Annotated in this window: 20 protein-coding genes and 1 tRNA gene; 8 read left to right on the top strand and 13 right to left on the bottom strand. The window is 66.6% G+C overall.

The window, feature by feature from the left end; all coding sequences use genetic code 11:
* Window positions 1-60: 60 nt before the first annotated feature.
* Complete coding sequence (fdhF, locus tag FHY55_RS05445) at window positions 61-2,859, bottom strand: formate dehydrogenase subunit alpha (RefSeq protein WP_210410539.1); 2,799 nt, start codon at window positions 2,857-2,859, stop codon at window positions 61-63.
* A 259-nt stretch (window positions 2,860-3,118) separates the two neighbouring features.
* The gene (locus FHY55_RS05440; RefSeq protein ID WP_140013217.1) at window positions 3,119-4,795 is read right to left on the bottom strand and encodes an NAD(P)H-dependent oxidoreductase subunit E; all 1,677 of its coding nucleotides are present in this window, start codon (window positions 4,793-4,795) and stop codon (window positions 3,119-3,121) included.
* Between the two features lie 202 nt (window positions 4,796-4,997).
* Between FHY55_RS05440 and FHY55_RS05435 the strand changes: the two genes are divergently transcribed.
* Window positions 4,998-6,455, top strand: a complete 1,458-nt coding sequence (locus tag FHY55_RS05435; RefSeq protein ID WP_140013216.1) for a type VI secretion system contractile sheath domain-containing protein — start codon at window positions 4,998-5,000, stop codon at window positions 6,453-6,455.
* Between the two features lie 36 nt (window positions 6,456-6,491).
* Here the strand turns inward: FHY55_RS05435 and FHY55_RS05430 are convergent, their stop codons facing one another.
* The 3 genes from FHY55_RS05430 to FHY55_RS05420 all read right to left on the bottom strand — a co-directional run bounded on the left by FHY55_RS05430 (window position 6,492) and on the right by FHY55_RS05420 (window position 9,734).
* On the bottom strand, window positions 6,492-7,232 hold the full coding sequence (locus tag FHY55_RS05430) for a class I SAM-dependent methyltransferase (RefSeq protein WP_140013215.1): 741 nt from the start codon (window positions 7,230-7,232) through the stop codon (window positions 6,492-6,494).
* The gene (locus FHY55_RS05425) at window positions 7,229-9,106 is read right to left on the bottom strand and encodes an acyl-CoA synthetase (RefSeq protein ID WP_140013214.1); all 1,878 of its coding nucleotides are present in this window, start codon (window positions 9,104-9,106) and stop codon (window positions 7,229-7,231) included. The genes FHY55_RS05430 and FHY55_RS05425 overlap by 4 nt, the downstream gene beginning before the upstream one ends.
* Window positions 9,107-9,239: 133 nt before the next feature.
* Entirely contained in the window at window positions 9,240-9,734 is a 495-nt protein-coding gene (locus tag FHY55_RS05420) for an Lrp/AsnC family transcriptional regulator (protein WP_254695426.1), read from the bottom strand.
* A 67-nt stretch (window positions 9,735-9,801) separates the two neighbouring features.
* Here FHY55_RS05420 and FHY55_RS05415 point away from each other — a divergent pair, with 67 nt between their 5' ends.
* Both FHY55_RS05415 and FHY55_RS20730 read left to right on the top strand, forming a co-directional pair.
* On the top strand, window positions 9,802-10,437 hold the full coding sequence (locus FHY55_RS05415) for a DMT family transporter (RefSeq protein WP_254695425.1): 636 nt from the start codon (window positions 9,802-9,804) through the stop codon (window positions 10,435-10,437).
* Window positions 10,397-10,678, top strand: a complete 282-nt coding sequence (locus tag FHY55_RS20730; RefSeq protein ID WP_254695424.1) for an EamA family transporter — start codon at window positions 10,397-10,399, stop codon at window positions 10,676-10,678. The genes FHY55_RS05415 and FHY55_RS20730 overlap by 41 nt, the downstream gene beginning before the upstream one ends.
* Before the next feature lie 30 nt (window positions 10,679-10,708).
* Here FHY55_RS20730 and FHY55_RS05410 read toward each other — a convergent pair whose 3' ends face one another.
* Complete coding sequence (locus tag FHY55_RS05410; RefSeq protein WP_140013213.1) at window positions 10,709-12,502, bottom strand: ABC transporter transmembrane domain-containing protein; 1,794 nt, start codon at window positions 12,500-12,502, stop codon at window positions 10,709-10,711.
* Window positions 12,503-12,670: 168 nt separating this feature from the next.
* Between FHY55_RS05410 and FHY55_RS05405 the strand changes: the two genes are divergently transcribed.
* Window positions 12,671-13,525: a GH25 family lysozyme gene (locus FHY55_RS05405; protein WP_140016011.1), complete on the top strand. Its 855-nt coding sequence runs from the start codon at window positions 12,671-12,673 to the stop codon at window positions 13,523-13,525.
* A gap of 73 nt (window positions 13,526-13,598) precedes the next feature.
* On the opposite strand, the gene FHY55_RS05400 is transcribed toward FHY55_RS05405, so the two are convergent.
* The 7 genes from FHY55_RS05400 to FHY55_RS05370 all read right to left on the bottom strand — a co-directional run bounded on the left by FHY55_RS05400 (window position 13,599) and on the right by FHY55_RS05370 (window position 20,264).
* Window positions 13,599-13,672 (bottom strand) — tRNA-Gly (locus FHY55_RS05400).
* Window positions 13,673-13,776: 104 nt separating this feature from the next.
* Window positions 13,777-14,730, bottom strand: a complete 954-nt coding sequence (locus tag FHY55_RS05395; RefSeq protein WP_140013212.1) for a LysR family transcriptional regulator — start codon at window positions 14,728-14,730, stop codon at window positions 13,777-13,779.
* Window positions 14,727-15,707, bottom strand: coding sequence for an ABC transporter ATP-binding protein (locus FHY55_RS05390; RefSeq protein WP_168222935.1), 981 nt, complete (start codon window positions 15,705-15,707; stop codon window positions 14,727-14,729). Before FHY55_RS05390 ends, FHY55_RS05395 begins: the two co-directional genes overlap by 4 nt.
* Entirely contained in the window at window positions 15,697-16,707 is a 1,011-nt protein-coding gene (locus tag FHY55_RS05385) for an ABC transporter ATP-binding protein (protein WP_140013211.1), read from the bottom strand. The genes FHY55_RS05390 and FHY55_RS05385 overlap by 11 nt, the downstream gene beginning before the upstream one ends.
* Window positions 16,704-17,603 (bottom strand): ABC transporter permease, encoded by a 900-nt coding sequence (locus FHY55_RS05380; RefSeq protein ID WP_140013210.1) that lies wholly within the window; start codon window positions 17,601-17,603, stop codon window positions 16,704-16,706. Before FHY55_RS05380 ends, FHY55_RS05385 begins: the two co-directional genes overlap by 4 nt.
* A 10-nt stretch (window positions 17,604-17,613) precedes the next feature.
* Window positions 17,614-18,624: an ABC transporter permease gene (locus tag FHY55_RS05375; RefSeq protein ID WP_140013209.1), complete on the bottom strand. Its 1,011-nt coding sequence runs from the start codon at window positions 18,622-18,624 to the stop codon at window positions 17,614-17,616.
* A 68-nt stretch (window positions 18,625-18,692) separates the two neighbouring features.
* On the bottom strand, window positions 18,693-20,264 hold the full coding sequence (locus tag FHY55_RS05370; RefSeq protein WP_140013208.1) for an ABC transporter substrate-binding protein: 1,572 nt from the start codon (window positions 20,262-20,264) through the stop codon (window positions 18,693-18,695).
* A 395-nt stretch (window positions 20,265-20,659) separates the two neighbouring features.
* On the opposite strand from FHY55_RS05370, the gene FHY55_RS05365 reads away from it, so the two are divergent.
* Genes FHY55_RS05365 through FHY55_RS05350 form a run of 4 tightly spaced genes read left to right on the top strand, consistent with a single transcriptional unit; the run spans window position 20,660 to window position 24,724 of the window.
* Entirely contained in the window at window positions 20,660-21,778 is a 1,119-nt protein-coding gene (locus FHY55_RS05365; RefSeq protein WP_140013207.1) for a DUF917 domain-containing protein, read from the top strand.
* Complete coding sequence (locus tag FHY55_RS05360) at window positions 21,778-23,334, top strand: hydantoinase/oxoprolinase N-terminal domain-containing protein (protein ID WP_140013206.1); 1,557 nt, start codon at window positions 21,778-21,780, stop codon at window positions 23,332-23,334. The genes FHY55_RS05365 and FHY55_RS05360 overlap by 1 nt, the downstream gene beginning before the upstream one ends.
* Window positions 23,331-24,014 carry an AroM family protein gene (locus FHY55_RS05355; RefSeq protein ID WP_140013205.1) on the top strand — a complete coding sequence of 228 codons (684 nt, stop codon included), beginning with the start codon at window positions 23,331-23,333 and terminating at the stop codon, window positions 24,012-24,014. The genes FHY55_RS05360 and FHY55_RS05355 overlap by 4 nt, the downstream gene beginning before the upstream one ends.
* A gap of 38 nt (window positions 24,015-24,052) precedes the next feature.
* On the top strand, window positions 24,053-24,724 hold the full coding sequence (locus FHY55_RS05350; protein WP_140013204.1) for a flavin reductase family protein: 672 nt from the start codon (window positions 24,053-24,055) through the stop codon (window positions 24,722-24,724).
* Window positions 24,725-24,902 lie beyond the last annotated feature (178 nt).

Below are 24,902 nucleotides of genomic sequence, written 5' to 3'. Positions count from 1 at the left end.
CCACGGCGCCGATAGGCTGCAGCGATGCGAAGGGCGGGGGCCGAGGCCCCTGCCCTTTTTCTATGCGCTTTCGGCGGCGCGGATGCGGGCGGCGGCGAACTTGAACTCGGGGATCTTGCCGAAGGGGTCGAGGCTTGGGTTCGTCAGGAAGTTGGCGGGCGCGTCGCGGAAGCAGAAGGGGATGAAGAGCATGCCCTGTGTAACATCCCGGTCAGCCCGAAGGGTGAGGGTGATGTCGCCGCGGCGGGTTTCGACCGTGACTTGCTGGCCACGCTCAAAACCCATGCGGCCAATGTCGCGCGGGTGCATCGACACCACCGGCTCCGGCTCTTGTGCGTTGAGCGCGTGGCTGGTGCGGGTCATAGCGCCGGTGTGCCAATGCTCCAGAAGGCGGCCGGTGGTGAGCACCAGCGGGAACTCGTCATCGGGCAGCTCGTCGGGCGGGACGAGGTCGGTCGGGACGATGCGGGCGCGGCCATCTTCGGTGGGGAAGCCCTCGGTGAAGATGACCTCCTGCCCGGGCTCGTCCTCTGCCGCTGCCGGGTAGGTGACGGAGCCTTCGCGCTCGATCCGCTCCCAGCTGATGTTGGCGAGCGAGGGCATGAGGGCGGCCATTTCGGCGTAAACCTCGGGCACATCGGTGTAGGTCCAGCCGCAGCCGATGCCATTGGCGACATCGCGGATCAGCTCCCAATCCTGCCGGGCCTCGCCGGGGGGCGGCAGCACGGGGCGGCCGAGTTGGACCTGCCGGTTGGAGTTGGTGTAGGTGCCCAGTTTCTCGGCCTGCGAGGAGGCGGGCAGGATCACGTCGGCGTGCCATGCGGTTTCGGTGAAGAAGATATCCTGCACGACGAGGTGTTCGAGGCTGGCCAGCGCGGCGCGGGCGTGGTGCTGGTCTGGGTCGGACATGGCCGGGTTTTCGCCCTGCACATACATGCCCTTGATGTCGCCGTCATGGATGGCGTGCATGATCTCGACCACGGTGAGGCCCCGCACATGGTCAAGCGGGCGGCCCCAGGCGTCTTCGTATTTTTCGATCAGCTCGGGGGCTTCCACCGATTTGTAATCGGGGTAGAACATGGGGATCAGGCCCGCGTCGGAGGCGCCCTGCACGTTGTTTTGCCCGCGCAGCGGGTGCAGGCCGGTGCCGGGGCGGCCGACGTGGCCGGTGATCAGCGAGAGGGCGATGAGGCAGCGGGAGTTGTCGGTGCCGTGGACGTGCTGGGAGATGCCCATGCCCCAGAAGATGATGCCGCGTTCGGCACGCGCGAAGGCGCGGGCGATGGTGCGGATTTCGTCGGCATCGACGCCGCAGATCGGGGCCATCTCTTCCGGCGTGAAGCCTTTGACCTTTTCTTTCAGCGCCTCGAAGCCGGAGGTGTTGCCTTGGATATACTGCTCATCCGTCAGCCCCTCTTCGATGATCGTGTGGATCATCGCGTTCAAGAGCGCCACGTCGCGGCCCGGCTTGAAGATGACGCCGTGGGTGGCGTGGCGCATGAGGCGTTGGGAGCGCGGGTCCATCACGATGAGGGTCGCGCCGTTTTTGGCGGCCTGTTTGAAGTAGGTCGCGGCGACCGGGTGGTTTTGCTCGGGGCGGGCGCCGATGATGATGATGCAGTCGGACTTTTCGGCATCGGTGAAGGGAGCGGAGACGGCGCCGGAGCCGACGCCTTCCATCAGCGCGGCCACGGAGGAGGCGTGGCAGAGGCGGGTGCAGTGATCGACGTTGTTGGTGCCGAAGCCTTGGCGCACGAGCTTCTGGAAGAGGTAGGCCTCTTCGTTGGTGCCCTTGGCGGAGCCGAAGCCTGCCAGCGCCGCGCCACCGTCACGGTCGATGATGGTTTTCAGGCCGCCTGAGGCTTTTTGCAGCGCCTCTTCCCATGTGGCCTCGCGGAAGACCTCGTGGATGCGGTCAGTGGAAAGCTCGGCCTTGGCGTCTTTCGGCGCGTCGTCGCGGCGGATCAGGGGCTTGGTGAGGCGCTCGGGGGAGAGCACGTAGTCATAGCCGAAGCGGCCCTTGATGCAGAGCTTGCCGCGGTTGGCGGGGCCTTTGCGGCCTTCGACCTGGATGATCTTGCCGTCCTTCACGGAGAGTTCGGTTTGGCAGCCGACGCCGCAGAAGGGGCAGACGCTTTCGACCTTTTTCTCGGCGTATTCGGTGCGCTTGGTAGCCTCGTCGTTGAGCAGGGTCTTTTCCATCAGCGCGCCGGTGGGGCAGGCCTGCACGCATTCGCCGCAGGCGACGCAGGAGGAGAGGCCCATCGGGTCGGCCTGGTCGAAGACGGGGAGGTTGTGGGTGCCGCGCGAGGCCATGCCGATGACGTCGTTCACCTGCACGTCGCGGCAGGCGCGCTCGCAGAGGGTGCAGGAGATGCAGGCATCAAGGTTGACGGCGATGGAGGGGTGGGAGGCGTCGCGGAAGATGGAGTCGACCGGGATTTCGGATTTGGCGCCGGGGCGGGTTGAGGGGAAGTGGGTGTCTTGCAGGCCAGCGAGTTCGGCCTGGGACCAGAAGTGGGCTTCGGGGTCTGGCGAGGTGTCGCGCGAGGGCATGTCGGAGGCGAGCAGGTCGAAGACGAGGCGGCGGTTGGTTTTGACGCGGTCGGTGCCGGTTTGGACCTTGAGCCCTTCGGAGACGCGGCGCTTGCAGGAGGCGGCAAGGGTGCGCTCGCCCTCGATTTCCACCATGCAGGCGCGGCAGTTGCCGTCGGAGCGGTATTCCGGATCGTCCTTGTAGCAGAGGTGCGGGATGGCGGTGCCTTCACGCTTGGCGACCTGCCAGATGGTTTCATGCGCCTCGGCGGTGACATCCTTGCCGTCGAGGGTGAAGCTGACGGTGGTGGGGAGGTCTTTCATTGGGGGGTCTCCGGTTGGAGCGTGTTCTGGTTGCGAGTGGTGCCCGCCCGGTGCGCGCCGTAAGGCGCCGGGCAGCGCCGGCCCGCCGCCCGGGTCGACGCTTCGGTGAGGCCGGGGGCAACCTCGGCGGGAAGATGAACGCTGAACCATAAAGTGCCACGAACGGGCGTTGGTGCGCCAACCCGCGGGCCGGCGCTGCCCGGCTTGGGGTGCGCGTGGGGGGAACGGGTGGTGGGCAGATTGCCCACCCTACGGGGGCTCATGCCAGTTCCTCCGGGAAGTAGCGGATGAGGTGGCGGATGGGATTGCCCGCCGCTTGGCCGAGGCCGCAGATGGAACTGTCTGTCATCACGGTGATGAGGTCGTTCAGGAGGTCTGTCGAGGGGGTTTCTCCCGCGAGGATTGCCGCCGCCTTGGCGGTGCCTGAGCGGCAGGGGGTGCATTGGCCGCAGCTTTCATGCTCGAAGAAATGGGTGAGGTTGAGCACGGCCTCCTTGGCGGAGTCCTCCTGAGAGAGGATCATCACCGCGTGGGAGCCCATGAAGCCGCCGTCTTTCTCGAATTCTCCGAAGTCGAGCGGGCGGTGGGCCTCTGAGGCGGGGAAGATGCCACCCGAGGCGCCGCCGGGGAGGAAGGCCTTGAGGGTGTGGCCGGGGGCCATGCCGCCGCAGTGCGTGTCGATCAGCTCTTGCAGGGGGATGCCGGCGGGGGCGAGTTTGACGCCCGGATTGGCGACGCGGCCCGAGACGGAGTAGCTGCGTAGCCCGTTGTTGTCTTGGCCATAGCCCTGATCGACGAACCATGCTGCGCCGTTGGCGAGAATGTCGGGCACCCAAGCGAGGGTTTCGACATTGTGGTTGAGCGTGGGGCGGCCAAAGAGGCCGACTTCAGCGATGTAGGGCGGGCGGTGGCGGGGGAGGCCGCGCTTGCCTTCGATGCTTTCGATCATCGCGCTCTCTTCGCCGCAGATATAGGCCCCCGCCCCACGGCGGATTTCGATCGGCACATGGGCGAGGCCCGCGTGCTCGAGCGCCTCGACCTCGGCTTTGAGGATGGCGAGCACCGCCGGATATTCATCGCGCATGTAGATGTAGATGCGTTCACAGCCGACGACATGGGCGGCGATCAGCGCGCCCTCCAGCATACGGTGGGGTTTGCGCTCCAGCCACCAACGGTCCTTGAAAGTGCCGGGCTCGCCCTCGTCGCCGTTCACCGTCATCAGGCGGGGCCCTTCGTAGCCGCGCACAAAGCCCCATTTGCGGCCTGCCGGGAAGCCCGCGCCGCCGAGGCCGCGCAGACCTGCATCGGACATGGTGTCGATGGCGGCATCGGGGGTGATCTCCCCCGCCCTGACCTTCTCATACACAGCATAGCCGCCGCCCTCGCGGTAGGCCTCCAGCCCCTCGTAATCGGGGATCACCGGGTCGAGCGGGCCGGTGGCGGCTTCGATCAGATTGTCTGGCGTGGCATGATCGACAGCGCGTTTGCCGACCTGCCCGGCGGGGGCACGATCACAGGCCCCGATGCAGGGCACGGGCTGGATGCGGATGCGCTCCGGGTCGGTGCTGGCGCGCAGGGTTTCGATCAGCTTGGCAGAGCCGGCGAGCGAACAGGTGAGCGACTCGCAGACGCGGATGGTGACCGGTGCGGGGGCGGCCTCGCCCTCCTTCACCACGTCGAAGTGGTGGTAGAAGGTGGCGACCTCGTAGACCTCGGCCTGGGCCAGTCGGAACAGCTCGGCCAGCGCGGCGAGATTGGCTGCCGAGAGATGGCCGCAGCCGTCCTGGATAAGGTGCAGCGCCTCGATCAGCATGTCGCGGCGGCGGGGCATGTCGCCCAGCAGGCGTGTCACCTCCTCCAGCGCCGCCTCCTCGACCTGCCGCCCCTTGGGCTGGCTGGCATCGCGGCGGGCAAACTCTCTGCTGGCCTTGTTCATCGCGGCTGGCTCTCCTCCTGTTGTGCCCCATTCTATCGCACGGGCCTGCCCCGGGCAAAACACCGCCCCCGACCAAGAAGGCGGCGGAAACGTCACGCCGGGCGGGCGGATCGGAAACAGGCGGGGCGGGCCGGAAACCTGTGGCGAGGGGGCATGGCGCGCGCGGTGGGGTCAAGGCAGCCGATGGTATCGGTGGGGTTGATTGGCGCGGGCCGTGGGCGCAGGCTGGGGGCCGGAGGTGCTGGCGATGTGGGCCTTTTTGCGCAGGGTGTTCGGCGGGCGGCGGCACGGGGAGGCTGCCGACCTGTCGGAGTTTGCCGCGATGCTGGACTGGGCACCGCCGCCGCGGGAGTCCACAGCCGCGCGGGCGGCGATGATCGAACGGTTGACCCAGAGGCTGGCGGTGGAAGCGCTGCGGCGGCCCGCGTGCGTCTCCCCAGACCCGGAAGCCACGCTGCGTGCGCTCATCGGGGAGGTCGACGCAGCCCTTTCGGCCCAGGTGAACGAAATCCTCGCCCACCCCGAGATGCGGGCGCTGGAGCGGACCTGGCGCGGGCTGGCCGGGCTGGCGCGGCAGCTGCCGCCGGGTGGACTGGTGCAGCTCAGGGTGCTCGACGTGGCGGAAAACGAGCTAGACACAGCGGCGGAGCGGCTCAAGGCGCTGCTCTTCGACGGCGTGTATGCCACCTCCGGCGCAGTGCCCTTTGCCGTGCTGGTGGTGGACCGGGCCTTCGATCATCGTGACGCACCACGCCTCGCCGCGCTGGCCCGGCTCGGCGCGGCCTGCCAGATGCCGGTGCTGACGCAGGCGGCGTTGACGCTGTTCAAAGGCGGGACGGTGCCGCGCTGGGACGTGCTGGAAACTGCCTTCGACGGGCCCGGGCACGCGGAGTGGCGGGCGCTGCGGGACCGGCCGGAGAGCCGCTATCTCTGCCTCGGCCTGCCCGGCCTTCTTGGCCGCCTGCCCTGGGGTGACAGGACTGCCCCGGTCGAGGCTTTCGTCTTCGAAGAGGCCGGCCCGCCCTGCTGGGTCAACCCGGCTCACGCCATGGCGGCCAACATCGCGCGTTCGGTCGCCGTGCACGGCTGGGCCACGGAGATTCGCGGGCAGGAGGGCGGTGGGCTGGTGGAGTGGCTGCCGCAAACCGGGGCGGCGGGGCTTTCGCCCGTCGAGGTCAATCTGGACGAACGGCAGGAGGCGCATCTGGCGCGGCTCGGACTGGCGGCAGCGTTGAGGAGCAAGGGGCAGATGGCGGCCTGCTTCTTCGGCGCGCAGACGCTGGCGCTGCCGCCCGATGGGGACGCGCGGGTTCTCAGCCGCCTGCCCTACCTGCTCTTCGCCACCCGCTATGCCCAGCACGTGATGCGGATGGCCGCCGATGCGCCCGAGGGCGAGGCGGCGGAGCGCTTCGAGGCGCGGGTGCGCGGCTGGTTCGCCGGGCAGGTGCGGGCGGATATCGGGGCGATGACCGCCGAGGAGATGGCGCGCCATCCGTTGCAGGCGGTGAGTTTCGACGTCGCGCCGGGAGAGGCCGCAAGAGCACGGCTGGTGATGACACCGGGGCACAGGCTGGAGGGCGGGGCCAGCCCGGTGCCGTTGGAGCTAACCTTGCCGTTCAAAGCGCACCAGCCGCCGCCGAGCGCCAGACAAAACATGTAATGCGCCGCAAGGCGCTCAATTGGATCGCGTCGGGCCTCAGGCGGCAGGCTTGCGATAGAGCGAAACATGCATCCGGCTGTCGGCGGTGAAGGGCTCGCGGGCCCAGCCGCCCCAGCGGTGCTCCAGCATGAGGCCGGCGAGGCGGGCCATCAGGTCGATCTCGGGCGGGGCGGCGACGCGCATCACCAGCGGCACGAGGCGGTTGCCTTCGGCGCTGATATGGATGCGCTGCATGTCGAGCCGTTGGTTCACCGCGTCCCATGTGGCGGCCTCGATCATGGCGCTCTCCATGTCCATCGCCTTGGTGGAAACGCGCTGGCCGTTTGTGAACCCGGCGAGGTCGGGCACGAAGGCTTCGACCAGGAAGCTGCCGCCCGGCTCCAGGTGACGCGCGGCATTGGCGAAGAGGCGCACCTGCGCCTCCTGCGTGGTGAGGTTGAAGAGCGTGTTGAAGACGAGGAAGGCATGGGAAAACTCGCCCGGCACCCGGGCCTCGGCCATGTCGCCCACCAACACCTCCAGCGCCTCCCCGCCCGGCTTGGCGCGCAGCTTCTCGACCATCTCGGGCGCGCCTTCGATGCCCGCAACGACGTGCCCGCGTGCGGCCAGCGGCAGGGCGACGCGCCCGGTGCCGATGGCGAATTCCAGCACCCTTCCCTGCCCCGCCAGCCCAGAGATAAGCGCGACGCTGTCTTCCAGTGTGTCCGGTAATATGCCTTCGTCGTAGCCCTCGGCGTTGAGCGCGCCGAACGTGGCTTCGTCGAAGGTGAGGCTCACGCCCAGTCCCAGGGGCGGGTAAAGCTGCCGAGGGCTTCGGCCACCCTGGCCTCGTCGGTCTGGCCGGTTTTCTTCAGCTTGGCGACGAGCCCGCGCTTCTTGTCTTCGACCACTTCGGCGACTTCCGCCCCGGTGCCCTCGAGCGCCTCATTATAGATCCGGGTGATCGCCATGCGCCGCAGGTCGGGCTTGAAGACCTTGCCCACCGCCGTTTTCGGCAGTTCGGACAGGATTTCGAGGTATTTCGGGTAGGCCGCGCGCTCGTGGATGCGCTCGTTGGCGTATTCGATCAGCTCCTGCTCGGTGACATTGGCCCCGCTCACCAGCTCGACATAGGCGCAGGGCAGCTCGCCCGAATGGGCGTCGGGCTGACCGATGGCGCCTGCGAAGGCCACCGCCTCGTGACCGGCCAGTGCATCTTCGATTTCTGCCGGGTCGATGTTGTGGCCGCCGCGGATGATCAGATCCTTGGCGCGGCCGGTGATCCAGAGGTAGCCCTCTTCGTCGATCCGGCCCAGATCGCCGGTGCGCAGGTAGACATCGTGGTGGAAGAGTTTGTGGTTCTTGTCCTCCTCGGTATAGGTCGAGCCCGGGAAGACGCCGGGGGAGGACACGCAGATTTCGCCCACGTCATCGGTGCCGCATTCGGTTGGCCCGTCCGGCGTGTCACAGAGGATTTTCACCTCGGTGTAGGGAAACGGGATGCCGACGGAGCCGATCTTCTTTTCGCCCGAGGGCGGGTTGCAGGAGACGAGGCAGGTGCATTCTGTCAGCCCGTAGCCCTCGACCACCTCGACGCCGGTGGCCTTTTCGAAGCGGTTGAACAGCTCGACCGGCAGCGGCGAGGAGCCGGAGAAGGCGGTTTTGACGGTGGAGACATCGGCATCGACGGGCCGCTGCATCAGCGCCGAGAGCGCGGTGGGCACGGTGATGATGAAGCTGATTTTCCAGCGTTCGATCAGCTTCCAGAAATTATCGAACACCCCGTCGCCGCGATAGCCTGCGGGGGTGGGGAAGACGACATGCATGCCGCTGGCGATGGCGGCCATGAAGATGACGTGGCAGGCGAAGACGTGGAACAGCGGCAGCGGGCAGAGCACGTTATCCTGCTCGGTGAAGAGCAGTTCGTGGCCGATCCAGCCGTTGTAGACCATACCCGAGACCTTGTGCTGGGCCACCTTGGGCATGCCGGTGGTGCCGCCGGTGTGGAAATAGGCGGCGACGCGGTCTTCCTTGGGGTCGGGGAACTCCAGCGCATCCGGGCGCTGCTTGGCCAGCTCGGCGTTGAAATCCATCACATTGGCGTGGTGGCCGTGGTCGACCTTGGGGCGGATGAAGGGGATGATGAACTTTTTCAGCCCGGTGACGTAGCGCAGCAGGTCGACCTCGAGCACGGTGGTGACGTTCGGCGCATGCTTGACGGCCTCGGCCGCCTTCTGGGCCACGTCGGACTTGGGGAAGCTCTTCATCGTCACCAGCACCTTGGCGCCGGTCTGGCGCAGGATGGCGGCGATGTGATCGGGCTCCAGCAGCGGGTTGATCGGGTTGACGATACCCGCCACCGCGCCGCCGAGCAGGGTGACCACGGTTTCATTGGCGTTGGGCAGCAGGTAGGCGACGGTGTCGTTGGGGCCAACGCCCAGCGACCGGAAGAGGTTGGCGGCCTGCGTGGTTTTGGCGTGCAGCTCGTTCCAGCTGAGGGTTTCGGCCTTGGCACCGGGGTCGGAGAAGATCTGGTAGCTGAGCGCAGGGCGCGCGCCGTGCTTGGCCTTGGTGGCCGAGATGAAATCGTAGATCGTGGCGGGCATGCCCCGCTCTTCCCAGGTCATCTGGTTTTCGATCGCGCGCAGATCTGCGGTGCTCTGAAAGCTCATGGTCGTCCTCCCCGTCGTGGCGGGCCGTTTTCGGCCTCGTCCAGTGCAGCGAGTGTGGGCGAGAGCCGCGCCGGGATCAAGCGCGATGGGGATGTGACGTGGGGTTGCGGGGTCGCGGGGAGGTGCCGATGGGCTAGGGCGCAGTGAGCAAGCCGCGGGCACGATCGACCACGGGGGCCGATTGCACCACAGAGCTATTGGTTGCGCCAAAGGGCACAAGCCGATCGATCACCGCTTCCATCTCGGACACGTCGCGCACATGGGCACGGGCAACGAAGCAATCCTCGCCCGAGACCCGCTCGCAGTGGACGATCTGAGGCGTGGCGTCGATGGCCTGCACCATCTCCTCCATCCGGCCGGGTGCTGGGCGAGCGCGGATCAGTAGGGTGAGCGCGAAGCCGAGGCGCGACGGCGCGACATGCGCGTGGTAGCCGGTGATCACCCCGGCCTCCTCCATCCGGCGGACCCGTTCGGCCACGGCGGGCGGCGACAGGCCGACCCGACGTGCGAGTTGCGCACGTGGCATTCGGGCATCCTCCATCAGCAGCCGGAGAATCGCCCGGTCAGCCGCATCAAGCGCGTAGCTTTCGAAACGACGATGGCTGGCAGCTTTGACCGATGAATCCACGGAAATCTCCTCCTAATAGCTCTGACCGGTCATATCCGGCGCAGTATTTGCCTTCGATACTGCCGCCATGAAAGCTCTGCGCCAAGCCCCTGCCTCCGTTCCGCCCCACGCCTGGTTTGGCGTGTCGGCCCTGTTCCACTATCTTGGGCCCGCCTTTGCGGTGCTGCTCTTCCCCGCCGTCGGGGTGCTGGGCGTGGCCTGGTTCCGCATCACCTCGGCCGCGCTGATCTTCGCCCCCGTCACCCGCCCATGGCGCGTTTTGGCGCGTGCGCGGGGGCGGGAGCTGGCGCTGATGGCGGGTCTCGGGGCGACGTTGGCGGTGATGAACTCGGCCTTCTACCTCGCGCTGGAACGGTTGCCGATGGCGCTGGTAGCGGCAATCGAATTTCTTGGCACTGTCGGCCTCGCCCTCTGGGGACTGCGCAGCGGGCGCAACTGGGGCGCTCTGGGGCTGACCGTGGCGGGCGTTGCGCTGCTGCTCGATCTGCCGGGGCTCCTTGGCGCCACGCCGGGGTGGCGGGCAGAGTTGGCGGGGCTGCGCTGTGCTGAACGGCGGACTCTTCATGCTTTACGTGGTGCTGGGCCACCGCGCCTCGGAGGACGGCGCGGCGGGCGGGATCGAGCGGCTGGGCGCGGCCATGTGCCTTGGCGCTGTTTTCGTAATGCCGATCGGATTGCTGCAGGCCACCCGCGCTTTCGGTGATCCCTGGCTGGTGATCGCGGGCGTGGGGGTTGGCCTCTGCTCCTCGGTCATCCCTTACGTCTGCGACCAGCTGGCGATGGCGCGGCTGCCCCGGGCGAGCTTTGCGCTGATGCTGGCGCTCCTGCCCGCGATGGCTGCGGTGATCGGTGCTCTCGTGCTGGCGCAGGTGCCGGGGTGGGAAGAGCTTTTGGGCGTGGCGCTGGTGGTGGCGGGTGTGGCGGTGCACCGGCCTGCGCAGTGACGACACGACAGATACGCCACGACTTCGGAGTTATTCGGCCGCCAGCCCTTCGGTGAACTGGAGCCGGGCCAATCGGGCGTAGAGGCCGCCTTGGGCGACGAGGGTGTCGTGGGTGCCGGTTGCGACGATCTGGCCCTTCTCGAACACGAGGATGCGGTCGGCCTTTTTCACGGTCGCAAGGCGGTGGGCGACGATCAGCGTCGTGCGCTCTGCCGAGAGGGCCTCGACGGCTTGTTGGACCAGTTGCTCGCTTTCGGCATCGAGTGCCGATGTGGCCTCGTCGAGCAGCAGCACGGGGGCGTCGCGCAGGATGGCGCGGGCGATGGCGATGCGTTGCTTTTGGCCGCCGGAGAGCATGGCGCCGCGTTCGCCCACATAGGTGTCATAGCCCTCGGGCAGATCGGTGATGAACTCGTGGGCGGCGGCGGCTTTGGCGGCGGCCTCCACTTCGGCGCGGCTGGCATCGGGGCAGCCGAAGAGGATGTTTTCGGCCACAGTGGCGGCGAAGATCACCGGGTCTTGCGGCACGAGGGCAAGCTGGCGGCGCAGGGCCTCGCGGGTGACAGCATCGAGCCGCGTTCCATCCAGAGTGATCTCGCCGGAGGCGGGATCGTAGAAGCGCAGCAGAAGCTGGAAGATGGTGGATTTGCCTGCCCCGGAGGGGCCGACGAGGGCGATGGTTTCGCCCGGCTGCACGTTGAAGGACACGCCAGAGAGCGCGGCCTCGCCGGGGCGCGTGGGATAGTGGAACACCACGTCGCTGAAGCCGATGGCACCGCGGGCGCGGCCCTCAAGCGCGAGCGGCTCTGCCGGGTCTGCCACCGAATCCTCGGCAACCAGCAGCTCGATCAGCCGCTCGGTCGCCCCGGCGGCGCGTTGCAACTCGCCCCAGATTTCAGAGAGCGCGGCCACGGCGCCGGCCATGATGCCGGCGTAGATGACGAATTGCACAAGCTCACCCGCCGTCATCACGCCATCGCGCACATCGCGCGCGCCGATCCAGAGCACGCCGAGGATGCCACAGAACACCACGAAAATGATGATCGCCGTCATCGCCGCGCGCACGGTGATGCGTTTTTTGGCGGAGGAGAAGCTCTGCTCGGTCACCTCGCCGAACTGATCGCGGCTGGGGGCCTCGTGGGTGAAGGCCTGCACGGTTTGGACCGCCAGCAGGGCTTCGGAGGCGTTGCCGGAGGAGGCGGCGATCCAGTCCTGGTTTTCGCGGCTGAGGCTGCGCAAGCGGCGGCCCAGCACGAGGATGGGGATGATGACCACGGGGATGATGCCGAGCACCATCAGCGAGAGCTTGGGCGTGGTGAAGAACATCAGGATCAGCCCGCCGACGAAGAGCAGGATATTCCGCAAAAACCATGAGGCCGAGGAGCCGATCACCGAGAGGATCAGCGTGGTGTCGGTGGTGATGCGCGAGAGCACCTCGCCGGTCATCAGCTTTTCGTAATAGGCCGGGCTCATGCCGATCATCCGGTTGAACACCGCCTTGCGGATGTCGGCCACCACGCGCTCGCCCAGCCGTGTGACCAGCCAGTAGCGCAGCGCGGTGCCGAGCGCGAAGATGGCGGCGATGCCGATGGCGGCGAAAAAGTAGCGATCGAGCAGGGCAACATCGGCGGTGCCGAAGTTGTCGACCACCCGGCGTGCGGCGAGGGGAAGGATCAGCGAGACGCCGGCGGTGAGGATCAGCGCACCGAGCGCGGCGAGGGCCATGAGCTTGTAGGGCGCGAAGAACGGCGCGAGCGCACGCAGCGCGCCAACGCGGCGCGAGCCGGGACGATCATCGGGGTTGGTCTGTGGGGCACGCGCCATGTGGTCTCCTCTTAGGCCGAAGGGAGTAACGGGCGCGCGGCTGGGCGGCAAGAGGGGCAACTTGCCGCGCAGCGCCCGCGCGGGGTGCAAACTGTGATGTGCAACGCAGCGCAAATCGGCTTAGGCTCGCTATAAAGCGGCGGCAGGGGCAGGAGAGCGGCAATGGCGATGAGATGGCAAACCGGGCTTGGGCTTGCAACGGCGGCGGTGCTGCTGTGGGGCTGTGGAGGCGGCAGCGGGCGGATCGACGCGCCGGAGGGCGCAACGGTGCCCGCGCTGGTGCAGGGCGAGCGCGCGACGGTGACATATGTGAGTGCCAGCCGCGCTCCGGGGATTCCGCGTGGCTTTGGTGATCTGGACCCGCATGAGTGGTCTGGCCCCTCCCCTGCCAATTTTCAGGTGCATGGCATCGACGCCGCCCGCTATCAGGGCGAGATCGACTGGACACCGGCGCGGCAGGCGGGCGTTTCCTTTGCATGGCTGAAGGCGACCGAGGGCGGCGACCATCTGGATCCGGGCTGGCAGCTCAACGCGCCGAGCGCGCGCCGCTCCGGGGTGCCGGTGGGGGGCTATCACTTTTACTACTTCTGCACCGATGCACGGACGCAGGCGGAGTGGTTCATTCAGAACGTGCCGCGCCGCAAGGGAGACCTGCCCCCAATGCTGGACATGGAGTGGAACCACCTCTCCCCCACCTGCAAGAAGCGCCCGCCAGCAGATGAGGTGCGTGCCAGCATCCGCGAGTTCTCCCGCATCGTCACCGCGCATTACGGCACCGCGCCGGTGGTTTACACCACGCCAGACTTTTATCGCCGCAACGATCTTGGCCAGCTCCGGAGCACCGAATTTTTCTTGCGGGCGGTCACGGCACACCCTTCCGAGCATTACCCAGAGGAGCGCTGGAGCTTTTGGCAATACAGCGGCACCGGGCTGGTGCCGGGTGTGGCGGGCAAGGTGGACCTGAACGCCTTTGCAGGCTCGCGCGCCGAGTGGCGCAGCTGGCTGGCGCGGCGGCTGCAGTAGATCACGAGGGACGCGCGCCGCGCTGCGGCTGCGTGGACCCGGGCGGATGGCCAAAAACGACTGAGGAAATTTTTGGAGCGGGCGGCGGGAATCGAACCCGCGTCATTAGCTTGGAAGGCTAAGGTCTTACCACTACACAACGCCCGCGCCGGTCGTGTGGTGGGTATTTCATAGGTGTTTCAGCGTCAAGGGGTATGTCTGCCGGGATGGCCGGAACTCGCCCGTTTGGAGCCGAGGTGGCGCGCACGCTCTCAGGTTTCTGAGCGGGGCACGGGGCGGGCGGCGAGGCCTGCGTCTTCGAGGTGATCGAGCAGCGCGGTTTCTACCGGGGTCATATGGCGCTCGACATCAACCACGGAAAACACGTCGATCACCGGCGGCGTGGCCTGCACCGGGATTTGCCAGAGCCGCGCGCCGTAGCGCAGGGCGTGGGTGCGGGCCATGCATCCGATGGCGGTGCCGCTTTCGATCAGTTCCGAAAGGTCGATGATGCCGGTGGCGGCGGCGATGAACTTGCCGCCGATGCCGTGGCGCACGCGCCAGAGCGCCAGCGCAGAGAGAGCGCCTGCCATTCGGTCTTCTTCGTAGCCGACCACATCGGAGGCGGCCAGCGCCTCGGGGTCGATCACCGACTGGCGGAACAACGGGTGCTTGGGGCCGCAGTAGACGCCAAACTCCTGCGGTTGGATCGGATGGGCGCGCACCCGCTGGATGGCCGGGTCGATCTGGGTGCAGAAGCCTACGGAGGCTATGCGCTGCTGTAATGCCTGCGAGACCTCGTGGCAGGAGGCGGAGCGGATCGACAGGGTGACGCGGGGGTGCTGCTGGCGAAACTCTTCGAGCACCGGGGTGATGGCATCCATCTCGAGGTGAGAGGAACGGCAGACCACGACATTGCCGGAAAGCGAGCGCCCGCCTTCTGCCGCCAGGTCGTTGAGCCGCACCACGCCGCCGTAGATTTCCAGCGCCTCGCGGTAGACCGCCTCGCCCTCACGGGTAATCAAGAAGGTCTGGCCGCTGCCGCGCTCTACCAGACGCAGCTCCAGCCGTTCTTCCAGGCGACGCAGGGCGGCCGAGACGGAGGGCTGAGAAACGTTCAGGCGCACCGCGGCAGCCGTGATCGAACGCTCCTGCACGATGACCATGAAGGTCCGCAGGAGGTTCCAATCCAGCTGGAGAGCCAGTCGGTCGAGCGGGAAGCTCATGCCGTGAGTGCGCCTTTCGTCTGGTCTGCGAAGTGACAGCGCGCCTGCCGACCCGGGCCGAGTGGCAGGGGCTCGGGTGGCAGCGTGTCACAGGTGCCCATCTTAGCAATCGGGCAGCGGGTGTGAAAGGCGCAACCTTTGGGCACGGCGGTGGGGCTGGGGATGTCGCCCGTCAGCCGCGCGCGCTCGGGGCGCTCCACGGCAGAGGGCACGGGCACCGCCGAGAGCAGGGCGCGGGTATAGGGGTGGCGCGGGTCGTTGAAGACCTGCTCTACCGGCCCCTCTTCGACGATCTTGCCGAGATACATCACCGCCACCCGGTCGCACAGAAAGCGGATGACGGCGAGGTTGTGCGAGATGAAGAGCTGGGTGAGCTTGGGGCGGCTGACGCGCAGATCCTTCAGAACGCCGAGGATTTGGGCCTGCACCGAGACGTCGAGTGCGGACGTCGGCTCGTCGAGCACCAGCAGGTCGGGATCGAGCACGAGGGCGCGGGCGATGCAGACACGCTGCTTTTGCCCGCCGGACAGCTCATGCGGGAAGCGGTCGTGGAACTGCGGGGGAAGGCCCATGGAAATGAGCATGTCCGAGACCTTGGTGCGCAGCGCCTCGCCGCGCAGGGTGGTGTTGAGGATCAGCCCCTCCGCCACGGCGCGGCGGATGGTCATGCGCGGGTTGAGCGAGGAATGGGGATCCTGAAAGATGATCTGGGCCTTGTGCCGCAGTGCCTTGAGCCCCTTTTGCCCGGCGGCGCGCACATCAATGCCGTCGATGTCGATCTCGCCTGACGTTGCTTCGACCAGCCGCATCACCGTTTTGCCGACGGTCGTCTTGCCCGAGCCGCTCTCGCCCACGAGACCGAGGGTTTCGCCGGGCTTCAGCGTCAGCGAGACGCCATCGACGGCGCGCACCACCTGCCCGTTGGCGAGCGGGAAGTGCACGTCGAGATCGCGGATGGCGAGCATGTCAGTGCTCATGGGCGGGCTCCTTGATGTCGGTCGGCTCGTAGAGCGTGCAGGCGACGTTGTGGCCGGGCTCCACCTCGCGGAAGGCAACCGGCGCGGCGCAGGCGGCGTGGGCCTTGGGGCAGCGGGCGGCGAAGCGGCAGCCCGGCGGCGGGTTCAGCAGGTCTGGCAGGGAGCCGGGGATGGAGGCGAGCTTGTCGACCGGTTTGAAGGGGTGCGGCAGCGCGGCCAGAAGGCCCTGGGTATAGGGGTGCGAAGGCGCGTCGAAGATGCGGCGGATCGGGGCGTCTTCGACGATCTTGCCGGCATACATCACCGCGACGCGGGAGCAGACCTGCGCCACAACGCCGAGGTCGTGGGAGATCATGATCATCGTCAGCCCCATGTCTTCGACCAGTTCGGCCATCAGGTCGAGGATCTGGGCCTGAATGGTGACATCGAGCGCCGTCGTCGGCTCGTCGGCGATGAGCAGCTTGGGTTTGGCGGCCAGCGCCATGGCGATCAGCACGCGCTGGCGCATGCCGCCGGAGAGCTCGTGGGGATAGGCGCGGAACTGGCGGTCGGGGTTGGGCAGGTGGACCTTTTCCAGCATCTCCAGAGCCAGCGCGCGCGCCTCGGCCTTGCTGGCCTTGCCGCCCGATTGCGCGCGGATCGCATCGACCAGCTGGGTGCCGACGCGGAACACCGGGTTGAGGTAGGTCATGGGATCCTGAAAGATCATCGCCACGTCCTTGCCGCGAACGCCGCGCAGGGCACGATCGGACAGGCCGAGCAGCTCGCGCCCTTCCAGCCGCACAGAGCCGGAGGTGATGCGGGCGGGCGGCGTGGGCACGAGGCCGAAGGCGGCGCGGGTCAGCACCGATTTGCCGCAGCCGGTTTCGCCCACCAGCCCGAGCGCCTCGCCGGGTTTCAGCGCAAGGCTCACCCGGTCGATGGCGTGGTAGGTGCCGTCGAAGGTGTCGAAGACCAGCGAGAAATCGTCGATTTCGAGTGTCGGTGCGGGTGTGCTCATCGTTGCCTCGGGTCCAGAACGTCGCGCAGGCCATCGCCAAGCAGGTTGAAGCCGAGCACGGTGAAGTAAATCGCCAGCCCCGGAAACAGCGAGCACCACCACCAGTCGGGCAGGTAGGAACGCCCGGTGGAGATCATCGCGCCCCATTCGGGGAAGGGCGGCTGTGCGCCGAGGCCGAGAAAGCCCAGCGAGGCGGCCCCGAGGATGGCGAGGCCCATATCCATCGAGGCCTTCACGATGATCGGCGAGAGGCAGTTGGGCAGCACATGGACAAAGACCACCCGGAGCGGACCGGCGCCCAGCGCACGGGCGGCGTCGACATAGGTTTCGTTACGCTGGCTCAGGGTTTTGGCCTGCACCAGCCGCACGTAGCCGGGCCACCAGACCAGCGAGAGCGCCAGCATGGCGTTGCCGATGCCGGGGCCCAGAGCGCCGACGATGGCGATGGCGAGGATGAGGCCGGGGATCGACAGGAAGATATCGGTGATCCGCATGATGGTTTCGGCCAGCCAGCCGCCCGCCATGCCTGCGATAAGGCCGAGCGGCACGCCGATCAGGATGGCGATGCCGGTGACGGTGAGGCCGATTTGCAGCGTCGTGCGGGCACCGATCAGCACGCGGGAGAAGATATCGAGCCCGACCTGATCGGTGCCGAACCAATGCTCGGCAGAGGGCGGCAGCAGCTTGGCCCCGAAATCCACCGCGCCGTAGGCATCTTCGGGATAGGGGGCCAGCAGCGGGCCGAAGGCGGCGATGAAGAGAAAGATCGCCACGATCACCAGCCCGACCATGGAGGAGAAGCTGCGCGAATAGGTGCGCACCAGCCGACGCGTTTCGCGAAAGCGCATCGGGCGGGCGGACACCGGCTCAGCGGGGGTTGCGGTGGTGGTGGACATCAGCCCCTCCTCAGACCTGATTGCGCACGCGCGGATCGAGCAGCGCATAGGCGAGGTCGATCAGCAGGTTGGTGAACATGAAGGCCGCGCCCAGAATGAGCGTTACGGCCATGATTGGCTCGAAGTCCGACGACACGGCGGCCTTGGCGGCGTAGAGCCCGACGCCGGGAAAGTCGAACACCCCTTCGACCAGCACGGTGCCGCCCAGCATCCAGCCGAAGCGCAGGCCGATCATTGCCAGCGTGGGCAGGATGGCGTTTTTCAGCGAGTAGACGGCGATGATGCGGAACGGGCCGATGCCTTGGGCGCGGGCGTTGGTAACGTAGTCACGGCCCAGCACTTCGAGCATCTCGGCGCGGTTGACGCGGATGATGGCGGCCAATGCGGGCAGGCTCAGCGCGAGCGCGGGCAGCACCATGTGCCACATCGCGGTGAGCGCCGTGCCCGGATCGCCGTTGAGCAGCGCATCGACGGTGATCATGCCGGTGATCTTGGGGGGCACATCGTCGAACACGCCGAGGCGTCCGCCGAGCGGAAAGAGATCAAGCTCCAGCGCGAGATACCATTGCAGCATGAGGCCGAGCCAGAACATCGGCAGCGCGGCGCCGGAGACGGCGAGCAGGCGAATGCCGTGGTCGGTGGCCTTGTTTTGCCAGACCGCCGCGAGCACGCCGAGCGGGATGCCGAAGACGATGGCGATGGTGATGGCGAAGAGCACAAGCTCGACCGTGGCCGGAAGAAACTGGGCGATATCGCGGGAGACCTCGCGGCCCGTGTAGACGGAAGTGCCCAGATCACCGCGCGCCAGTTGGCCGAGGTAGATCATGAAGCGCACGGGCACCGGCTTGTCGAAGCCACGTTCGGCCCGGACCTGCTCGACCATCTCTTGCGAGGCATCCGGCCCCGCGGCGAGGCGCGCCGGGTCGCCGGGGGCGACATTGGCGATGGTGAAGGTGATGACCGCGAGGCCGAGGAGCATCACGACCATCAGGCCAAGGCGTTTCAATATCAGTCTGCGCATCGGGGTTTGGTATCCTCAGGTATCCGGGCGGCACAAAAGGCCGCCCGGACTGGTTGCCGTGAGTGGATTTACGGCTGGATGTAGAGCGGGTAGAGATCGACCTCGCCGGTCATGCGGATCGGGCTATCGACATAGCCTTGCACATAGGTCCGGTAGGCGAACTGGCGCTGGCGGAGCATCCCGAAGATCTCTGGCTGAAGATCGGCGATGCGCTGCTGGATCTTGGCGTAGATCGGGGCACGCTCTTCCCAATCGGAGATGCGGCGGGCCTCTTCGATCATCGCTTTCAGCTCCTCGTCTTCAAGGAAGTGCGAGCCGTAGTATTTGCCGTGCGAGGACGGGTGATACTGGATCGCAACCGCATCCGGGTCGGTCGAGACCGGGGTGGCGAAGATGGCCAGCAGATCGGGGCTTTCTTCGATGGAGGAGGCGCGTGCCACCATGTTGGGCCAGGTCAGCGGCACCATTTCGAGCTCGATGTTCAGCTCCTTGAGGCTGTTGAGCAGCGACAGGCCCATCTGGCGTTGCTGTTCGAGGCCCTGCACATAGACATACTCAAGCGTGATGCCGCCCTCGGGCCATTCGGTTTTGCCGAGATACTCCTTGGCCTTCTCGATGTCCTTGCGCGGCATGTCGATCTCGACCTTGCCGCGGATCGCATCGGCAAAGGGCGAGGTTTGGAGTTTGGCGTTGCCGTTATAGACTTGGACGAAGGTTTCGTAATCAAACGCATGGGCGACCGCCTTGCGCAGGTTTACGTCTGACATGTACTCGCCCTGGGTGTTCATTTTCAGCCCGAAGGTGGTGAGCGCGGGGGTGGAAGAGACCTCGATATCGGGGCGTGCGCCGACGACTTCGAACTCTTCCGGCGTCAGATCCGTCACCAGATCGGCCTCGCCCGACATCAGCGCCGCACGCTGCGAGGAGCTTTCCTGAATCAGGCGGTAGATGATGCCGCCCATGTCTTCGGCCTCATAGGGGAAGCCCTTCCAGTAGTCGTCATCCCGGCGCAGCCAGTAGGCGGTGCCTTGGTCGAAGCGTTCCAGCTCGTAGGGGCCGGAGCCGGCGTCGTTCTCGGAGAGCCAGGCCTTGCCGAAGTCGCCGTCGACCACGTTGGGCTCGACCTGTGCGGGGTTCACCACGAACCACCAAGGCAGGAAGGAGAGGAAGGGCGCGTAGGGACGATCGAGGGTGAACTCGACTGTGTGCTCGCCGGTGGCCTTGATGTTCTCGGGCTTGAGGATGTCAGACAGCATCCATGCGACGCCCTCGTTCATCTCCAGCACGCGCTGATAGGAGTAGACAACGGCTTCGGCGGTCACCGGATCGCCGTTATGGAAGGTGGCACTCTCGGCGAGGTTGAAGGTCCATGTGAGGCCATCTTCGGAGGTCGTCCAGTCGGTTGCCAGCCAAGGCTCCACCTCGGGCGGGTTGCCACTGTATTTGACGAGGCCGTCATAGAGCGCCTGCGTCATCATGCGAATGGAATAGTCGTAGGACTGGCCCGGGTCGATATGCGACACCGCCTGACGTCCGCCGATCACCATCCAGAACTCGCCATCACGTTTCTCGGCGGCCTGAACCGGCGACACGAGCGTCGCGGCGAGGGCCATGGCCGAAGTCAACATTCTCAGTTTCATGTCTACTCTCCGTCTGAGAGGCCCACGTGAGGCCACTGAAGGTCATTGGCTGCCCGTCGAACCGGGCGGCCTGTGGGGACCATCAATTCAGAAGCGCTCTAGGAGGCAAAACAGCGAATGCGAATGGCCGCCATTGGCTGAGCCTATGGTCTGGCCGCCTGCGGATCAGAATCTGGTGCTTGGCCGGGGAAAACGCACAAACAAGAGGCAGCGCCGGGCTCGGAGGGCGTGAATCGGCGCTCAAGATAGCCCGCGCGAATTTGGACCATAGCGAAAGGCTATTTGCAGAAAGGCGGTTTGGAGGCGGAAGTTCTGCTCAGTAACGGGCCGGATTGCGGCCATGGACAGGCGCGCGCTCCTCTGGCGCGGGGCCTGACGGTTTGAGAGGATGTGAAATGAACACTCTGGCCCAGAGAACCCCCAGCCAGACGCACCGTGTTTTGTCGGCCGAGGACATTGAGGCCTTGGCCGTTGGCGCGTGGATCCTGGGCACCGGCGGCGGTGGCGACCCCTATCAGAAGCTGCTGAACATGCGCCTGCTCTATGAGGCCGGGCGCGAGGTGACCTTGGTTGACCCGCTTACGCTGGATGATGACGCCGTGGTGGCCGTGCTTTCGAACATGGGCGCGCCACTGGTGGGGCAGGAGCGGCTCTCTGACCCTGAGTTCGCCCTCAAGCCGTTGCGGATGATGGAGGAATACCTCGGCCGCAAGTTTGATGCGGTGATGGCGCTGGAGATTGGCGGCGGCAACGGGGTGCACCCGATGATGGTGGGGGCGCTGACCGGCTATCCGGTGGTGGACGCCGACACCATGGGCCGGGCCTATCCGGAGGCGCAGATGACCTCTGTCGCGGTGGCGGGCCTGCGCTGCTACCCGCTGACGATGGCCGACATTCGCGACAATGAGGTGATTATTCCGCGTGCCGCCTCGTGGCGCTGGATGGAGCGGATCAGCCGCAAGGCCTGCACCGAGATCGGCTCTGTCGCCGCCACCTGCAAGGCACCGCGCTCGGGTGCCGAGGTTAAGCAGCATGGGGTGCTCTACTCCGTTTCCAAGGCCATTGCGCTGGGCTCCAACGTGCTGAAGGCGCGGGCGGCCCACACCGACCCGATCGAGGCGGTGCTTTCGGCCACCGAGGGCAAGCGGCTCTTTGCGGGCAAGATCGTGGATATCGAGCGCCGGGCGACCGAGGGCTTCTTGCGGGGCAAGGCCCGGATCGAGGGGCTCGATGATTTTGCCGGCAAGGAGATGGTGGTGCATTTCCAGAACGAATTTTCGGTGGCCTATCTTGACGGCGAGCCGGTGGTGATGACGCCTGATTTGATTTGCCTGCTCGACACCGTCTCGGGCGATGGCATTGGCACCGACGTCTTGCGCTTTGGCCAACGTGTCAGCGTGCTGGCCCTGCCCGCGCCCGGCGTCTTTCTCAGCGAGAAGGGGATTGCCGCCGTGGGGCCGAGGGCCTTCGGTTTTGATCTCGATTTCACATCCGTCTTCAAGGAGCCCAACTGATGAAACGCATTGGCATCGATGTCGGCGGCACCAATACGGATGCGGCCCTGCTGGACGGGGACCGGGTGATTGCCGCGGTCAAGACCTTCACCACCGCTGATGTGACCAGCGGCGTGCGCACCGCGCTGAAGGAGGTTATCGAAAAGGCTGGGGACGAGGCCCGCGATGTGGTGGCGGTGATGATCGGCACCACGCATTTTACCAATGCGGTGGTCGAGCGGCGCAACCTCGGACGGGCGGCGGCGCTGCGCGTTTCCCTGCCCGCCTCCGCCAGCCTTGTGCCGTTCTGCGATTGGCCGAAGGACTTGGCCGCGAAGGTCAACGGCGGCGTCTATCTGGTGGAGGGCGGGCACGAATATGATGGCCGCCCGCTGGTGCCGATGGACGAGAAGGCCGTGGCCGAAGCGGCCCGCAAGATGGTGAAGGACGGGATCGAGGCGGTTGCCGTTTCTGCCACCTTCTCGCCGCTGACCACCGAATGCGAAGATCGTGCCGCCGAGATTTTGAAGGCCGAGGCGCCTGACATCCACGTGACGAAATCCTCCACGCTGGGCCGGATCGGCCTGCTGGAGCGCGAGAACGTGGCGCTGATGAACGCCTCGCTGATCGGGCTGGCGCGCGACACCACCAAGGCCTTTGTGGATGCGGTGGCCGAGAGCGGGCTGGGTGCGCAGCTTTTCATCACGCAGAACGATGGCACTGTTGTGAAGGCGGAAGCCGCACGGGAGTATCCGGTGTTCTCCTTTGCGTCCGGGCCGACCAACTCGATGCGCGGCGCGGCTTTGCTGGCCGGGCTGGAAAACGCGATGGTCTGCGATGTGGGCGGCACGACCGCCGACATCGGCTGCCTCGTCAACGGCTTTCCGCGTGAGGCCAACAATGTGGTTGAGGTGGGCGGCGTGCGCACGCTGTTCCGGATGCCCGACCTGCTTTCTATCGCGGTGGGCGGCGGCACCAAGATCGGGCGCGACCCGGTGACGGTTGGCCCCGAGTCCGTTGGCTATCGGCTGAGTGAGCGGGCGCTTGTGTTTGGCGGCGACCAGATCACCGCAACCGACATTGCGGTGGCTGCGGGCCTGATCAGCCTTGGCGATCCGTCCAAGGTGGCCGATCTGCCCGCCGACTTTGTGCAGGCCGCGCTGGGCAAGATGCACGAGAACATTGCCGAGGGCGTGGACCGGATGAAGACCGATGCCACCGAGGTGCCGCTGCTGGCGGTGGGCGGCGGCGCGATGCTGATCCCCGAGAAGGTGCCGGGGATTTCCGAGGTTATCCATGTGGAGCACAGCGGCGTGGCCAATGCCGTGGGCGCGGCGATGGCGCAGATTTCGGGCGAGACCGACCGGATCTATCGCGACATGGACCGCGACGAAGCGATTGCCCATGCCCGCAGCGCCGCGATTGCAGCCGCGGTGGAGGCCGGGGCGGAGGAAAGCTCGATCAAGGTGATCGACGTGGAAGATCTGCCGCTCTCCTACCTGCCGGGCCGGGCGATCCGGACCCGGGTGCGCGTGGTCGGGGAAGCTGCCGCGCTGAAAGAAGAAGAGCCCGCATGAGCCGCCCCTCCATTGGCCTGCTCGTCATCGGGCAGGCCCCCCGCCCTGCCCTGCTGGCCGAGTTTCGGCATGTGCTGCCGGAGTCGGCGGCGGATATCTCGGTGCTGGGCGCGCTGGATCATCTGGACGATGCGGGCCTTGCCGCCGCCGCGCCCGAGAGCGATGCCGACACGCTTTATACCACGCTGCCGACTGGGCGCTCTGTGCTTGTCAGCAAGGCGGCGGTGACCGAGGGCATGGGCGCGCGGCTGAACGACCTTGCGGCGCAGAATGTTGACGTGGCGATTGTGGCCTGCACCGGGCGGTTCAAGACGCTGGAAGCCCCAGGCGTGCATTTTGCGTCCGACCTGATCGGCGGCGCGGTGGCGGGTTGCCTGCCGCCCGGCGCGGGGCGGCTTGGGGTGTTTATCCCCACGCCGGCGCAGGCCGAGGCCAGTATCGAGCGCTGGAGCAGCGCCGGGCGGGAGTGTGTTGCCGTGCCGGTGCAGCCGGATGCCGATGACGCCACCATCCGCGCGGCGGCGGAGGAGATGGCGAACCATTCCGTTGATCTCGTGGTGCATGACTGCATTAGCTACACCCGCGCCAGCCGGTTGCTGGCCGCCAGCATCCACCGCAAGCCCGCCATTCTGGCCGCCGCGATCTGCGCCCGTTTTGCGGCAGAACTCGCCGGGGCCTGACAGGCCGCTGGCTGCAAAACACCACAGGAGTCACCGCAATGGAATTTGATCTGGCCCGGCTGACCCCGAAGGAGCGCTACAAGCTGCTGAGCTCGACCGTGACGCCACGGCCGATTGCGCTGATCTCCACCATCGACACAAACGGCGTGCTGAATGCCGCGCCCTTCAGCTTTTTCAACGTCTTCGCGGAAGACCCGGCGACCTGCGTTATCGGGCTTGCGCGGCATGATGACGGCAGCAAGCGGGACACAGCGCGGCTGATCGAGGAGCAGGGCGAGTTTGTGGTGAATATGGTCGACATGGATATCGTCGACCGGATGAACATTTGCGCGATAGATTTTGAGCCCGGGGTGGATGAGTTTGAGCGCGCCGGGTTTACCCCTGCGCCCAGCCGGTTGGTGGCACCCCCGCGCATTGCAGAGTCGCCGGTGTCTTTGGAATGCCGCCGAACCGTGACGCTGCAACTCAGCAAGAGCCGCGACCTTGTGGTGGCCGAGATCCTGACGATGCATGCCCGTGATGGGCTGATCGACCCGGACAGGCTGTATCTCGACGGGGAGAAATACCGCCCGGTTGGCCGCCTCTATGCCGACCTTTATGCGACGGTGGACGACACGTTTTCCAAGCGCCGGTGGCAGCCCGATGAATGGGAAGAGGCGCAGGAAGATCTGGCGAGGTCTTTGGGCGCGGGAGCGGCGGGCGGAAGCTGACTGGCCCCGTATTTCTTGAATGAGCGGCTCGTTACACCCTGCGGCGACTGGCGGGATCTGCCGGGCGGGCAACCCGCGAGAATACTTGACAGTTTCCATCAGATTACTTAGGGGCCATTGAGACGCGACCCACCCCGACGGCAGGCCGAGCACAGATTTGCCACGGCGGAAGGGGACC

Source organism: Oceanicola sp. D3, assembly GCF_006351965.1.
Taxonomy (GTDB): Bacteria; Pseudomonadota; Alphaproteobacteria; order Rhodobacterales; family Rhodobacteraceae; genus Vannielia.
The sequence above is the reverse complement of the archived record's forward strand: the minus strand, read 5'-3'. Positions and strand labels throughout refer to the sequence as shown.